This is a genomic window from Klebsiella sp. WP3-W18-ESBL-02, assembly GCF_014168815.1.
GTDB lineage: Bacteria > Pseudomonadota > Gammaproteobacteria > Enterobacterales > Enterobacteriaceae > Kluyvera > Kluyvera ascorbata_B.
In genome coordinates this window covers 4744702-4759628 of the sequence record NZ_AP021972.1, presented here as the reverse complement: position 1 = coordinate 4759628, position 14927 = coordinate 4744702, and the positions used below count along the sequence as shown (strand labels likewise).

Annotated in this window: 12 protein-coding genes; 10 read left to right on the top strand and 2 right to left on the bottom strand. The window is 57.3% G+C overall.

Annotated elements, in window-relative coordinates; translation table 11 throughout:
• Window positions 1-103 precede the first annotated feature (103 nt).
• Together dusA and pspG are read left to right on the top strand one after the other, a co-directional pair.
• A complete protein-coding gene (gene dusA / locus H7R56_RS22840) occupies window positions 104-1102 on the top strand; it encodes a tRNA dihydrouridine(20/20a) synthase DusA (protein ID WP_106928576.1) in 999 nt (332 codons plus the stop codon).
• Between the two features lie 141 nt (window positions 1103-1243).
• A complete protein-coding gene (gene pspG / locus H7R56_RS22835) occupies window positions 1244-1483 on the top strand; it encodes an envelope stress response protein PspG (protein WP_106928574.1) in 240 nt (79 codons plus the stop codon).
• A 173-nt stretch (window positions 1484-1656) separates the two neighbouring features.
• On the opposite strand, the gene H7R56_RS22830 is transcribed toward pspG, so the two are convergent.
• Window positions 1657-2640, bottom strand: coding sequence for a quinone oxidoreductase (locus H7R56_RS22830; RefSeq protein ID WP_106928572.1), 984 nt, complete (start codon window positions 2638-2640; stop codon window positions 1657-1659).
• A gap of 66 nt (window positions 2641-2706) precedes the next feature.
• Between H7R56_RS22830 and dnaB the strand changes: the two genes are divergently transcribed.
• The 5 genes from dnaB (at window position 2707) to H7R56_RS22805 (ending at window position 8103) form a co-directional block, all read left to right on the top strand.
• Window positions 2707-4122, top strand: coding sequence for a replicative DNA helicase (dnaB, locus tag H7R56_RS22825; RefSeq protein ID WP_106928570.1), 1416 nt, complete (start codon window positions 2707-2709; stop codon window positions 4120-4122).
• A 47-nt stretch (window positions 4123-4169) separates the two neighbouring features.
• Complete coding sequence (gene alr, locus H7R56_RS22820) at window positions 4170-5249, top strand: alanine racemase (RefSeq protein ID WP_106928568.1); 1080 nt, start codon at window positions 4170-4172, stop codon at window positions 5247-5249.
• Window positions 5250-5483: 234 nt separating this feature from the next.
• Window positions 5484-6677 (top strand): aromatic amino acid transaminase, encoded by a 1194-nt coding sequence (tyrB, locus tag H7R56_RS22815; protein ID WP_106928566.1) that lies wholly within the window; start codon window positions 5484-5486, stop codon window positions 6675-6677.
• 199 nt (window positions 6678-6876) lie between these two features.
• Window positions 6877-7590 carry an acid phosphatase AphA gene (gene aphA, locus H7R56_RS22810; RefSeq protein WP_182928430.1) on the top strand — a complete coding sequence of 238 codons (714 nt, stop codon included), beginning with the start codon at window positions 6877-6879 and terminating at the stop codon, window positions 7588-7590.
• 159 nt (window positions 7591-7749) lie between these two features.
• Window positions 7750-8103: an MmcQ/YjbR family DNA-binding protein gene (locus H7R56_RS22805; RefSeq protein ID WP_106928562.1), complete on the top strand. Its 354-nt coding sequence runs from the start codon at window positions 7750-7752 to the stop codon at window positions 8101-8103.
• On the opposite strand, the gene uvrA is transcribed toward H7R56_RS22805, so the two are convergent.
• Window positions 8104-10929 (bottom strand): excinuclease ABC subunit UvrA, encoded by a 2826-nt coding sequence (uvrA, locus tag H7R56_RS22800; RefSeq protein WP_106928560.1) that lies wholly within the window; start codon window positions 10927-10929, stop codon window positions 8104-8106.
• A gap of 258 nt (window positions 10930-11187) precedes the next feature.
• Here uvrA and ssb1 point away from each other — a divergent pair, with 258 nt between their 5' ends.
• From ssb1 to oxlT, 3 genes are all read left to right on the top strand, one after another.
• Window positions 11188-11724, top strand: coding sequence for a single-stranded DNA-binding protein SSB1 (ssb1, locus tag H7R56_RS22795; protein ID WP_064546676.1), 537 nt, complete (start codon window positions 11188-11190; stop codon window positions 11722-11724).
• Between the two features lie 236 nt (window positions 11725-11960).
• Window positions 11961-13571 (top strand): gamma-glutamyltransferase family protein, encoded by a 1611-nt coding sequence (locus H7R56_RS22790; protein WP_320108816.1) that lies wholly within the window; start codon window positions 11961-11963, stop codon window positions 13569-13571.
• Window positions 13572-13603: 32 nt separating this feature from the next.
• Window positions 13604-14923, top strand: a complete 1320-nt coding sequence (gene oxlT / locus H7R56_RS22785; protein ID WP_374956747.1) for an oxalate/formate MFS antiporter — start codon at window positions 13604-13606, stop codon at window positions 14921-14923.
• Window positions 14924-14927 lie beyond the last annotated feature (4 nt).

Below are 14927 nucleotides of genomic sequence, written 5' to 3'. Positions count from 1 at the left end.
TACCCCAGCTGCCAGCGTGTTACCCACCGGGGATTCGCTACATCCGCGCTCAAGGTTTGTGCTATAGTAGCCGCCCATTTTTCCGGATGCTTAAATAATCACCATGTTGTCAGAATCCTCGACCGCTACTTTCCCCGCTCACCGTTTCTCCATCGCGCCGATGCTCGACTGGACCGACAGGCACTGCCGCTACTTCTTGCGCCTGCTGTCCCGGCACACGCTGCTGTATACCGAAATGGTGACGACCGGGGCAATTATTCACGGTAAGGGCGATTATCTGGCGTATAGCGAAGAAGAGCATCCGGTTGCCCTGCAGCTTGGCGGCAGCGACCCGGCGGCGCTGGCGCAGTGTGCCGCGCTTGCGCAGGAACGCGGCTATAACGAAATCAACCTTAACGTCGGTTGCCCGTCCGATCGCGTACAGAACGGTATGTTTGGCGCCTGCCTGATGGGCAACGCGCTGCTGGTGGCAGACTGCGTCAAGGCGATGCGCGACGTGGTGTCCATTCCGGTGACGGTGAAAACCCGTATTGGTATTGACGATCAGGACAGCTATGAATTCCTCTGCGACTTCATCGACACGGTTTCCGGCCGCGGCGAATGTGAGATGTTTATCATCCACGCCCGTAAAGCCTGGCTTTCAGGCCTGAGCCCGAAAGAGAACCGCGAAATTCCACCGCTGGACTACCCGCGTGTGTATCAGCTCAAGCGCGATTTCCCGCATCTGACGATGTCCATCAACGGCGGCATTAAATCGCTGGAAGAGGCCAGGGCGCATCTGGAACATATGGACGGCGTGATGGTGGGCCGTGAAGCCTATCAAAACCCGGGTATCCTGGCGTCGGTCGATCGTGAAATCTTCGGCGCCACCGACGTTGATGCCGACCCGGTGGCGGTGGTGCGCGCGATGTATCCGTACATCGAGCGTGAGCTGAGCAACGGCACCTATCTTGGACATATCACTCGTCACATGCTGGGGCTGTTCCAGGGCATCCCCGGTGCGCGCCAATGGCGTCGCTATCTGAGCGAAAACGCGCACAAGGCCGGGGCCGATATTAACGTACTGGAGCATGCGCTGAAGCTGGTGGCCGATAAGCGCTAAATTTTTCGCTAAAATCTGGTCAAATTCACCACGCCCTGCGCATTGTCGCGGGGCTTTTTTGTTGATAATCAATAAGTTATTTTTGGCACAGTTTTTGTAATAGTCACACCAGAGAAACGTCTATTTTCCGGGGGCACGACCATGCTGGAACTGTTATTTGTGATTGGCTTTTTTGTGATGCTGCTGGTGACGGGGATTTCCCTGCTTGGCATTCTCGCCGCACTCGTTGTGGCGGCGGTACTGATGTTCGTCGGCGGATTGTTTGCGATGATGATCAAGCTGCTGCCGTGGTTAATTCTGGCGGTGGCAGCGGTGTGGATTATCCGGGCGATCAATGGGCCGAAAAATCCACCGTACCGCAGCAATTACCGGAGGTATTGAGGGGTGTGTCACAACCTCGATATTTTTGCATAAATCTCCGTAGGATCCGCGTAATAAATCTGTCACTATTACCGCCGATAACGAATTCATCGCGCTGTACCCTACATACAGCCGAACTAAAAAAAGAAAGGGCTTCCTGCGGGAAGCCCTAGTCTTTTGTGCAGTGAAAACACTTAAGGAATCAGCAGGCTTGAGCCTTGCGTTACCCGGCTTTCCAGAATCTCATGCGCGCGACGCGCTTCCTTCAGCGGGTACTTCTGACTTTCCGCCACGTCTACCTTGATAATGCCGCTGGCGATCAGTGAGAACAGTTCGTGGCTGGCCTCTTTCCGCTCGTCGTAGGTGGTGATATAGCCGTAGAGGGAAGGACGGGTCACGAACAGCGAGCCTTTCTGATTGAGGATCCCCAGATTCACGCCGGTCACCGGGCCGGATGAATTGCCGAAGCTGACCATCAGACCGCGACGCTGCAGGCAGTCGAGCGAGGCCTCCCAGGTATCTTTCCCCACCGAGTCGTACACAACCGGCAGCTTTTTACCGCCGGTTATCTCTTTGACGCGTTCGGCAATGTTCTCTTCACGGTAGTTAATCACCTGCCAGGCACCTGCCTGCAGCGCGCGCTTCGCTTTCTCTGCGCTGCCGACGGTGCCAATCAGCTTCGCCCCCAGCGCTTTCGCCCACTGGCAGGCAATCAGCCCCACGCCGCCCGCCGCAGCGTGGAACAGGAACGGTTCGCCGGGCTTAATTTCATAGGTTTTACGCAGCAGATAGTAGACGGTTAACCCTTTGAGGAAGGAAGCTGCAGCCTGTTCATAGGAGATGGCTGCCGGAAGCAGAGCCACTTTATCCGTCGCGACGTTGTGCACCGAGCTGTAAGCGCCAAGGCCCGACTGCGCGTAGACCACGCGATCGCCTATCTTGAGATGCTTAACGTTGCTGCCCACCTGGCTGACTACGCCAGCGGCTTCGGTACCCAGGCCACTCGGCAGCGATGGCGGCGGATAGAGCCCGCTGCGAATATAGGTATCAATGTAGTTGATGCCGATAGCTTTGTTTTCTACCTGCACTTCGTTCTCGGCAGGGGCGTTAGGGGTGAATTCAACGGCGTTGAGCACGTCCGGGCCGCCATGTTTGCTAAATTCAATACGGGTTGCCATGCTTCCTCCTGAACAATTATGTGGTAATCTTTCGACCCACTCTTTATCTCGGTAATACCATTCACTATGGCAGCAAATAAACCCTTCAACAAACCTCAAGCCGAAGCTCGCGACCGCGATCCGCAGGTGGCAGGGCTGAAAGTACCGCCGCACTCGATTGAAGCGGAACAGTCGGTGTTGGGCGGTTTGATGCTGGATAACGAGCGCTGGGACGACGTCGCTGAACGCGTGGTTGCGGAGGATTTCTACACCCGTCCGCACCGCCATATCTTTACGGAGATGGGGCGTTTACAGGAAGGCGGCAGCCCGATAGACCTGATTACGCTCGCGGAATCGCTGGAGCGACAGGGGCAACTGGACAGCGTCGGCGGCTTCGCCTATCTGGCGGAATTGTCAAAAAATACGCCAAGTGCGGCAAATATCAGCGCTTATGCCGACATTGTTCGCGAACGTGCAGTCGTTCGCGAAATGATCTCGGTGGCCAATGAAATTGCCGAAGCCGGTTTCAACCCGCAGGGGCGCACCAGCGAGGACCTGCTGGATCTCGCTGAATCCCGGGTGTTTAAAATCGCCGAGAGCCGCGCCAATAAAGACGAAGGCCCGAAAAACATTACCGATGTGCTCGACGCTACCGTCGCGCGTATCGAACAGCTATTCCAGCAGCCGCACGACGGCGTTACCGGGGTGAACACCGGCTACGACGATCTCAACAAGAAAACCGCTGGTTTACAGCCGTCGGATCTGATTATCGTCGCTGCTCGTCCATCGATGGGTAAAACGACATTTGCAATGAACCTCGTCGAAAATGCGGCGATGTTGCAGGATAAACCGGTCCTTATCTTCTCTCTCGAGATGCCCTCGGAACAGATTATGATGCGTTCTCTGGCCTCGCTGTCGCGGGTGGACCAGACCAAAATCCGTACCGGCCAGCTCGATGATGAAGACTGGGCGCGCATCTCTGGCACCATGGGGATACTGCTGGAAAAACGCAATATTTACATTGACGACTCTTCCGGCCTGACGCCGACGGAAGTGCGCTCCCGCGCGCGCCGTATCGCTCGTGAGCACGGCGGCATCGGGCTTATCATGATCGACTACCTCCAGCTGATGCGCGTGCCGTCGCTCTCTGACAACCGTACGCTGGAAATCGCCGAAATATCACGTTCACTCAAAGCGTTAGCGAAAGAATTACATGTGCCGGTGGTGGCGCTGTCGCAGCTTAACCGCTCTCTGGAACAGCGCGCGGACAAGCGCCCGGTCAACTCCGACCTGCGTGAATCCGGCTCCATCGAGCAGGATGCTGACTTAATCATGTTTATCTATCGTGATGAGGTTTATCACGAAAACAGTGACTTAAAAGGCATCGCTGAGATTATCATCGGTAAACAGCGTAACGGCCCGATCGGCACGGTGCGCCTGACGTTTAACGGCCAGTGGTCGCGCTTCGATAACTACGCTGGCCCGCAGTACGACGACGAATAACAACGCTGAATCTGGTGACTCAAGCAAATACTTATCAAGGAATAAAAATGCAAGCGGCTACTGTAGTCATTAACCGCCGCGCTCTGCGACACAACCTGCAACGTCTGCGCGAACTGGCGCCTGCCAGCAAGCTGGTTGCGGTGGTGAAAGCGAACGCTTACGGACACGGCCTCCTCGAGACCGCGCGAACGCTCCCCGACGCCGATGCTTTTGGCGTTGCCCGCCTGGAAGAGGCGCTGCGCCTGCGTGAGGGCGGCATCACCCAGCCGATTCTGCTGCTGGAAGGCTTCTTTAACGCGACCGACCTGCCGACGATTGCCGCACAGCATCTGCATACCGCCGTGCATAACATGGAACAGCTTGAGGCGCTGGAAAGCGCCGAACTGAGCGAACCGGTCGCCGTCTGGATGAAGCTCGACACCGGCATGCACCGTCTGGGCGTACGCCCGGAAGACGCCGAGGCCTTCTACCAGCGCCTGAGCGCCTGCAAAAACGTGCGCCAGCCGGTGAACGTCGTCAGCCACTTTGCTCGTGCCGACGAACCGGAATGCGGCGCGACCGAAAAGCAGCTCGCGATTTTCACCGCCTTTACCGACGGCAAGCCCGGCCTGCGTTCCATCGCGGCCTCCGGCGGCATTTTGCTGTGGCCGCAATCGCACTTTGACTGGGCGCGCCCGGGCATCATCCTCTACGGCGTGTCGCCGCTGGAGCAAAAGCCCTGGGGGCGGGATTTCGGTATGCAGCCAGTCATGTCGCTGACCTCAAGCCTGATTGCGGTACGCGAGCATAAAGCGGGCGAACCTGTCGGCTACGGCGGTACCTGGATCAGCGAACGCGATACCCGTCTTGGCGTGGTGGCGATGGGCTACGGCGATGGTTACCCGCGCGCTGCGCCGTCCGGTACGCCGGTGCTGGTCAACGGCCGCGAAGTGCCGCTGGTTGGCCGCGTCGCCATGGATATGATTTGCGTCGATTTAGGTCCGCAAGCGCGGGACAAAGCCGGCGATCCGGTGACGCTGTGGGGCGAGGGCCTGCCGGTTGAACGCATTGCCGAAATTACGAAAGTGAGTGCTTACGAACTTATTACGCGCCTGACGTCTCGGGTGGCGATGAAGTATATCGATTAGTGCTGTAGGGTGCCGGATGGCGCTTGCGCTTATCCGGCCTACATCGCGCATGGCTCGTGGGCCGGGTGGTGGCTGAGTTTATTTGGCCTCCATCGCGCAGAGGTCGTAGGCCGGATAAGGCGTTTACGCCGCCATCCGGCAATCTTTTCATCAACCGCAACAACCGCTCGACCTTCCTTCCTATCCGGTTTATTGTGTTATTTCCTGCCTTCTGTAAACCTGGAGAACCATCGCGTGTTTCAAAAAGTTGACGCCTATGCGGGCGACCCTATCCTTTCTTTAATGGAACGTTTTAAAGAGGATCCGCGCAGCGACAAAGTTAACCTCAGCATCGGCTTGTATTACAACGAAGATGGCATCATTCCGCAGCTACAGGCGGTAGCGGATGCCGAAGCGCACCTTAACGCGCAGCCGCACGGCGCTTCGCTGTACCTGCCGATGGAAGGGCTGAACAGCTATCGTCACACCGTGGCACCGCTGCTGTTTGGCGCGGAGCACCCGGTTCTTCAGCAACAGCGCGTGGCCACCATTCAAACCCTCGGCGGCTCCGGCGCGCTGAAGATTGGCGCAGACTTCCTCAAACGCTATTTCCCGGACTCCGGCGTCTGGGTCAGCGATCCGACGTGGGAAAACCACATCGCTATTTTTGAGGGGGCAGGCTTCACCGTTGGCACCTATCCGTGGTTCGACAACGAGACCAACGGCGTACGCTACGATGCGCTGCTGGAGGCGCTGAATGCGCTGCCGCCGCGCAGCATCGTGCTGCTGCATCCGTGCTGCCATAACCCAACCGGCGCGGATCTCACCCCTGCGCAATGGGACGGCGTGGTTGACGTGCTGAAGGCGCGCGACCTGATTCCGTTCCTTGATATTGCCTACCAGGGCTTTGGTGCGGGGATGGACGACGACGCGTATGCTATTCGCGCAATTGCCGATGCGGGCCTGCCGGCGCTGGTCAGCAACTCGTTCTCAAAAATCTTCTCCCTTTACGGCGAGCGCGTTGGCGGCCTCTCGGTTATCTGCGACGACAGCGAAACGGCGCTGCGCGTGCTGGGCCAGCTAAAAGCTACCGTCCGCCGCAACTACTCCAGCCCGCCAAACTTTGGTGCGCAGGTGGTTGCCGCGGTGCTCGGCGACGAGCAATTGAAGGCAAACTGGTTGGCGGAAGTCGAAAGCATGCGTACGCGCATTCTCGACATGCGCCAGGCGTTGGTGAACGTGCTGAAACAAGAGATGCCGAACGGTAATTTCGATTACCTGCTTAAGCAGCGTGGGATGTTCAGCTATACCGGGCTGAGCGCCGCTCAGGTCGATCGTCTGCGCGATGAGTTCGGTATTTACCTGATCGCCAGCGGGCGTATGTGCGTGGCGGGACTGAACAGCCGCAACGTCCAGCGCGTGGCAAAAGCCTTTGCTGCTGTGATGTAAGCAAGTGCTCACTCTGGTTCGGAACGTTATGCTGAGCCAGAGTGATTCTTAAGAAGCAAAATGTGATCACCCTATTTATTTCAGGATTAATCTTAGAAATTCCTTTCTTTCACCCCCCTCAGACGGTAAGGTCCCAGAGGCTTTATTTGAAGTAGCACTCACTTTATTACAATAACGACTCGACGAATTAAGGGAAAACATGCGCAAGATCACGCAAGCTCTCAGTGCCGTCTGCTTGTTATTTGCACTGAATTCAACGGTGACGGCTCACGCTTCGTCACCTTCTCCGCTTTACCCCGGTACCGATGTGGCGAAACTGGCTGAACAGGCGCCAATCCACTGGGTATCCGTGGCGCAGATTGAAAACAGTCTGCTGAGCCATCCGCCGATGGCCGTCGGCTTTGATATCGACGATACCGTGCTGTTCTCCAGCCCCGGCTTCTGGCGCGGGCAGAAAACGTATTCTCCGGACAGCCAGGACTACTTAAAGAATGCCGAGTTCTGGGAAAAAATGAATAACGGCTGGGATGCGTTCAGCATTCCAAAAGAGGTCGCCCGTTCGCTGATTGCCATGCACATCAAGCGCGGCGACAGTATCTATTTCATTACCGGGCGCAGCCAGACCAAAACCGAGACGGTGTCGAAGACCCTGCAGGATGATTTCCTGATCCCCGGGGCGAACATGAACCCGGTTATTTTTGCCGGTGACCATCCCGGTCAGAACACGAAGACCCAGTGGCTGAAAGAGAAAAATATCAGGGTGTTCTACGGTGATTCCGATAACGATATCACCGCCGCGCGTGAAGTGGGAGCCCGCGGTATCCGCGTCCTGCGCGCCTCTAACTCAACCTATCGCCCACTGCCGCAGGCGGGTGCGTTTAACGAAGAAGTGATCGTTAACTCCGAGTACTAGCGCTTATCCGGCCCACAATGTGTTCCGAACACCCCATCAATAAATGATGCTTTTTTAGTCAAAATCAGGCGCGGAAAGGTTTATCCTTTCGGCGTCTTGTTGCACACTTAGATGATGTTTTTTTGCTCAGAACAGTTGGCGAGACTAAGGGGTATAACAATGACCAGTTCGGAACTGCTGCAGTATTGCATGGCGAAACGTGGCGCAGAACAAAGCGTACACAGCGATTGGAAGGCGACACAGATTAAAGTGGCCGACGTACTTTTTGCGATGGTAAAGGATGTAGAAGACCGCCCGGCGGTGTCGTTGAAAACCAGCCCTGAGCTGGCAGAACTGCTGCGCGAACAGCATAAAGACGTGCGCCCAAGTCGCCATCTGAATAAAGCGCACTGGAGCACCGTGTACCTCGACGGTACGCTGCCGAACTCGCAGATTTACTATCTGGTGGACGCCTCCTACCAGCTGGCGGTGGATCTGCTGCCGGAAGCGCTCCGACAGCAGATGTACTCCTAGCTATTTCAACAGCGGTTTCAGGAAACGAGCGGTATGCGACGCTTCACAGTTCGCCACCGTCTCCGGCGTGCCTGACACGAGAATTTCCCCGCCGCCGCTGCCGCCTTCCGGGCCAAGGTCGACAATCCAGTCCGCCGTTTTGATGACGTCCAGGTTGTGCTCAATCACCACGATGGTGTTGCCCTGGTCGCGCAGCTGATGCAGCACTTCCAGCAGCTGCTGGATATCGGCAAAGTGCAGGCCGGTGGTCGGTTCGTCCAGAATATAGAGCGTTTGGCCGGTGCCGCGTTTTGACAGCTCGCGCGCCAGCTTCACGCGCTGGGCTTCACCACCGGAAAGCGTCGTCGCCGACTGGCCAAGACGAATGTAGGTCAGGCCGACGTCCATCAGCGTTTGCAGCTTACGCGCCAGCGCCGGTACGGCATCAAAGAACTCACGTGCCTCTTCGATGGTCATATCCAGCACTTCGTGGATGGTCTTGCCTTTGTACTTAATCTCCAGCGTTTCACGGTTATAGCGTTTACCTTTGCACTGGTCGCACGGCACGTAGATATCCGGCAGGAAGTGCATTTCAACTTTGATAACGCCATCGCCCTGACAGGCTTCGCAGCGCCCGCCGCGAACGTTAAAGCTGAAACGGCCCGGCGTATAGCCGCGTGAACGCGATTCCGGCACGCCCGCAAACAGCTCACGCACTGGCGTAAAGACGCCGGTGTAGGTAGCCGGGTTTGAACGAGGAGTACGACCGATCGGGCTTTGGTCGATATCGATAACCTTATCGAAGTGCTCCAGCCCCTGCACGTCGCGATATGGCGCGGGCTCAGCGATGGTGGCGCCGTTCAGCTGGGTTTGCGCGATCGGGAACAGAGTATCGTTAATCAGCGTTGATTTCCCTGAACCGGACACGCCGGTAATGCAGGTAAACAGGCCTACCGGCAGCGTCAGCGTCACGTCCTTCAGGTTGTTACCCGATGCGCCGGTCAGCTTCAGCACTTTTTCCGGATCGGCCGGTACACGTTGTTTTGGCACTTCAATTTTGCGTTTTCCGCTCATGAACTGGCCGGTTAACGACTCCGGTATCGCCATAATGTCGTCCAGCGTGCCTTCCGCTACCACCTGGCCGCCGTGTACGCCAGCGCCAGGACCAATATCGATCACGTGGTCGGCGGCGCGAATCGCGTCTTCGTCGTGTTCGACGACGATAACCGTGTTGCCGAGGTTACGCAGGTGAATCAAGGTGCCGAGCAGGCGTTCGTTATCGCGCTGGTGCAGGCCGATAGACGGCTCATCCAGCACGTACATCACGCCAACCAGCCCGGCGCCGATCTGGCTTGCCAGGCGGATACGCTGCGCTTCGCCGCCGGAGAGGGTTTCCGCCGAGCGGGAGAGCGTCAGGTAGTTCAGGCCGACGTTAACGAGGAACTTCAGACGATCGCCAATCTCTTTCAGCACTTTTTCAGCGATTTTTGCCCGCTGGCCGGAAAGCTTCAGGTTATTGAAGAAGTCCATCGCGTGACCGATGCTCATGTCTGAGATAGTCGGTAGCGGGGTATTTTCAACGTACACGTGGCGCGCTTCGCGGCGCAGACGGGTACCGTTGCAGCTGGCGCATGGACGGTTGCTGATGAATTTCGCCAGCTCCTCGCGCACCGCGCTGGACTCCGTCTCTTTATAGCGACGCTCCATGTTGTGCAGCACGCCTTCGAACGGATGACGGCGCACGGAGGTATCACCGCGATCGTTGATGTACTTGAATTCAATCGGCTCTTTGCCAGACCCGTACAGAATGGCTTTCTGCGCGGCCGCGTCCAGGCTTTCCCACGGCGCTTCTACGTCGAACTGATAGTGGTCCGCCAGCGACTTAAGCATCTGGAAGTAATAGAAGTTACGGCGATCCCAGCCGCGGATTGCGCCGCCGGCCAGCGATAGCTCGGGATTCTGAATCACGCGGTCCGGATCGAAATACTGCTGTACGCCCAGCCCGTCACAGGTCGGGCAGGCGCCCGCCGGGTTGTTGAACGAGAACAGGCGCGGCTCAAGCTCGCGCATGCTGTAGCCGCAAATCGGGCAGGCGAAGTTGGCGGAGAACAGCAGCTCTTCCGCTTTCGGATTGTCCATATCGGCGACCACGGCCGTGCCGCCGGAAAGCTCCAGCGCGGTCTCAAATGACTCTGCCAGGCGCTGGGCCAGATCGTCACGGACCTTAAAGCGGTCGATGACCACTTCAATGGTGTGTTTCTTTTGCAGCTCAAGCTTCGGTGGATCGGACAGGTCGCAGACCTCGCCGTCAATACGCGCGCGGATGTAGCCCTGGCTTGCCAGGTTTTCCAGCGTTTTGGTGTGCTCGCCCTTACGCTCTTTGATGATCGGTGCCAGCAGCATCAGGCGTTTGCCTTCCGGCTGCGACAGCACGTTATCGACCATCTGGCTAACGGTTTGCGCCGCCAGCGGCACGTCGTGATCCGGACAACGCGGCTCGCCGACGCGTGCGTACAGCAAACGAAGGTAGTCGTGAATTTCGGTGATAGTACCTACCGTTGAACGCGGGTTGTGCGAGGTCGATTTCTGCTCGATAGAAATCGCCGGCGACAGGCCTTCAATATGATCGACGTCCGGCTTTTCCATCAACGACAGGAACTGACGCGCGTAGGCAGAAAGCGATTCTACGTAGCGACGCTGTCCCTCGGCGTAGAGGGTGTCGAATGCCAGTGAGGATTTGCCAGAACCCGAAAGCCCGGTCACGACAATCAGTTTGTCGCGAGGGATGACGAGGTTGATGTTTTTGAGATTATGGGTGCGGGCGCCCCGAACTTCGATCTTATCCATTCACCTTTCCCGGTAGAAGATACACGGATTGCCTGGTTTGTTTGAAGGACAAACGGCAGAAACGGCTAATTATGACACAATTTAACCTGAATGAATATACAGTATTGGGTGCCTGCTTCCAGCGTGCAATGCAAAAATGTCGTCACCCAGTTTGTTTGTCTGAATAGACCTCACATGCTATCAAAGCGCCACTTTGTAATGCTACAATCCCCCGTTTACACTTATTAAGTAACTAGACTCGTATCAGGAGAGACAATCATGGCCAGCAGAGGCGTCAACAAGGTGATTCTCGTCGGTAATCTGGGCCAGGACCCGGAAGTACGCTATATGCCGAATGGTGGCGCAGTCGCCAACATTACGCTGGCTACTTCCGAATCCTGGCGTGATAAAGCGACCGGGGAAATGAAAGAGCAGACCGAATGGCACCGTGTAGTGCTGTTTGGCAAGCTGGCGGAAGTGGCAGGTGAATACCTGCGTAAGGGCTCTCAGGTTTATATCGAAGGCCAGCTGCGTACCCGTAAATGGACCGATCAGTCTGGCGTTGAAAAATACACCACCGAAGTCGTGGTCAACGTGGGTGGCACCATGCAGATGCTCGGCGGCCGTCAGGGCGGCGGTGCACCGGCAGGCGGCAACATGGGCGGCGGCCAGCAGCAGGGCGGTTGGGGTCAACCTCAGCAGCCGCAGGGCGGCAACCAGTTCAGCGGCGGCGCGCAGTCTCGCCCGCAGCAGCAGTCTGCTCCGGCACCGTCTAACGAACCGCCGATGGATTTCGATGACGATATCCCGTTCTGATAAGCCGCCGCTCAACGGCCCTTATTAAGACGTTCAAAACCCTGCTCCGGCAGGGTTTTTGCTTTTTTATTGCGCACCATCTGCCCACATCAGCACCGCTTCGGTGCGTCAATTGCTCTGTATTGCGCTCATTATTTTCGGCTTAATTAGATTAACTAAATGAAAATTAATATAAATTTATATCTGGCACGTTTTGTGCCTACATCAGTGTATACACACATGTAGGCAAGGTGCAGATGATGACTCAGATCCAATCAGCAAAATGTATGCAGGGCATGGCCGTTGCGCCGCACTCGCTGGCTGCGGAAAGCGCGGTGGCCGTTTTACGCGATGGCGGTAATGCGGTTGAAGCAATGGTGGCTGCGGCGGCGACTATTGCTGTGGTTTACCCGCATATGAACGGCATCGGCGGTGATGGATTCTGGTTAATCTCCCGGCCCGGCGAAGAACCTGTGGCGATTCAGGCCTGTGGCTTCGCGGCGGAAAAAGCGAATATCGATTTTTATCGCCAGGCGGGTTATGCACAGGTGCCGGTGCGCGGACCGTTGGCGGCCAATACCGTTGCGGGCACGATTGGCGGTTGGGAACGTGCGCTGGAGTGGGCGAGAGAATATGAGGCAAATGCGCCGCTGCCGTTAACGCGCTTGTTAAAGGACGCCATACACTATGCGCGTCATGGCGTGCCGGTTAACGCAGGGCTGCATCAACAGATTGCCGTACGGCTGCCACAGCTGGGCCAGTATCCAGGATTTTGCGGTCTGTTTGCGCCTGAAGGGCAGGCGCTCGGCCCAGATGAATTGCTGCTTCAGCCTGCACTCGCCAACACGCTGGAACGGCTGGCAACCCATGGGCTGGGTGATTTTTACCACGGTGAGACCGCCCGCCTGATCGCCAGCGAACTGGAGGCAGCCGGAAGCCTGCTGCGCTTTAGCGACCTTGACGCTTATCGTGCCGCACGGGTGAAGCCGCTGGCGCTGGAAACGGAGAGAGGGACGGTTTATAACCTTCCACCGCCGTCGCAGGGCCTGGTTTCGCTGCTGATTACGGGCATGATTGAGCAGCAGCGTAACAAGGGGGCTATTGCCGACGAAGCCGATTTTGTCCACCACTGTGTCGAAGCCACCAAGCTGGCTTTCAGCCTGCGCGATAGCCATATCACTGATCCGGCCCACATGACACTGGATCCACAATCGCTGCTGACGGCAGACAGCATCGCTCAGCTCAGCGCGCAGATTGTTCCCGACCGGGCGCAGGCCTGGGGTAAAGGTCGCGGGCCGGCGGATACCATCTGGATGGGCGTTATTGATGCTTCCGGCACGGCGGTCAGCTTTATTCAGAGTATCTATCACGAATTTGGCAGCGCGGTGGTTCTTGCCGATAGCGGCATCATCTGGCAGAACCGCGGAAGTAGTTTTTCGCTGGATCCCAATGCCACTAACCCCCTACAGCCGGGTCGTCTGCCGTTCCATACCCTTAACCCAGGGTTGGCGAGGCTGAGCAATGGCGACGCGTTGGTCTACGGCAGCATGGGCGGCGACGGCCAGCCGCAGACGCTGGCAGCCATCTTTGACCGCATCCTCCATCAGAACATGACGCCTCAGGCGGCGGTCGCCGCGCCGCGCTGGTTATTAGGGCGCACCTGGGGTGAGAGCAACGACACGCTTAAGATTGAAAGCCGCCTTAGAGCGGAGACTACCGAGACCCTCAAACAGTACGGCCATGACGTCGAGATATACCCCCCTTATGACGACCTCATGGGGCATGCCGGGGCAATCCTCCGGCACCGCAACGGCATGCTGGAAGGCGGAAGCGACCCGCGCAGCGACGGTGGCGTCGCCCGCTGGTAACCCAGCATTTTTCCAAATGAAACATTCCTGGAATGACGCGGCGCGCAAAGCGTGCCCGCTTTCTGGCGACATTTTTTCGTCTATTGGAGCGTAAAATGACCGTTCTCAGAGAACCTTTGGTGGCACCAAAATTGGGCAAATGGGCGCAGCTGGTGCTGGGTCTTATCTGTATGGCCTCTATCTCCAGTCCGCAGTATGTGTGGACGCTGCTGACCAAACCGCTGACGGAAAAGCTGGGCGTAGGCCTGCCGGAGCTGCAGGTGACCTTTTCGCTGTTAATTATTCTACAGACCTTTTTTTCCCCCTTTCAGGGGCGGCTGGTTGAACGATTTGGCCCCCGGCTGTTGATTTCCATTGGCACGGTGATGGCGGGAATGAGCTGGGTGCTCTCCGCTCATATTAACGGCCTGATGGCGCTGTACCTGGTGTACGGCTGCATCGGTGGATTGGGCACCGGGATTGTGTATATCGGCGTGGTGGGGCTGATGGTGAAGTGGTTTCCGCAAAACCGTGGTTTTGCTGCGGGGGCGGTGGCTGCGGGTTACGGCATGGGGGCGATATTAACCACCTTCCCGATCTCGATTTCTCTGGGTCACTACGGTCTGGAGCAGACCATGACCGTGTTCGGCATCGTCTTCGCCGCCGTGGGGTTGCTGGCCAGTCAGGGGCTGAGCCTGCCGCCCAATTCGACCGCGCAGCCCGCCAGCCGGAAAATCGTGCAGGGAACGCGTCAGTTTTCCTCTCGTGAAATGCTGCGCCAGCCGCTGTTCTGGCTGATGTTCGCCATGATGGCGATGATGTCCACCTCCGGGCTCATGGTCACCTCGCAGATGGCCATCTTTGCCGAGGATTTCGGCATCAGCAAAGCCGTGGTATTCGGTATGGCCGCGCTGCCGCTGGCGTTGACCATCGACCGCTTTACTAACGGGCTGACACGGCCGCTGTTCGGCTTTATTTCTGACCGCTACGGTCGTGAAAAAACCATGTTCATCGCCTTTGCCCTTGAAGGGGTTGCGATGACGCTATGGCTCGCCTGTCGCGAGGACCCGCTGCTGTTTGTGCTGCTTTCCGGGGTGGTGTTCTTCGGATGGGGCGAAATTTTCTCTCTGTTCCCCTCGACGCTGACCGACACATTCGGCAGTGAGAATGCCGCCTCGAACTACGGCTGGTTGTATATTTCGCAGGGGATAGGCTCCATCTTTGGCGGGCCGCTGGCTGCGCTGTTGTACCAGCACACTCAAGGGTGGCATGTGGTCTTCGGCTGTGCGATTACCCTTGATTTCGTCACCGCAGGGCTGGCACTGTGGGTGCTGAAACCCTGGCGTGCACGCTTTATTCGCCAGCACAGTTAATCGC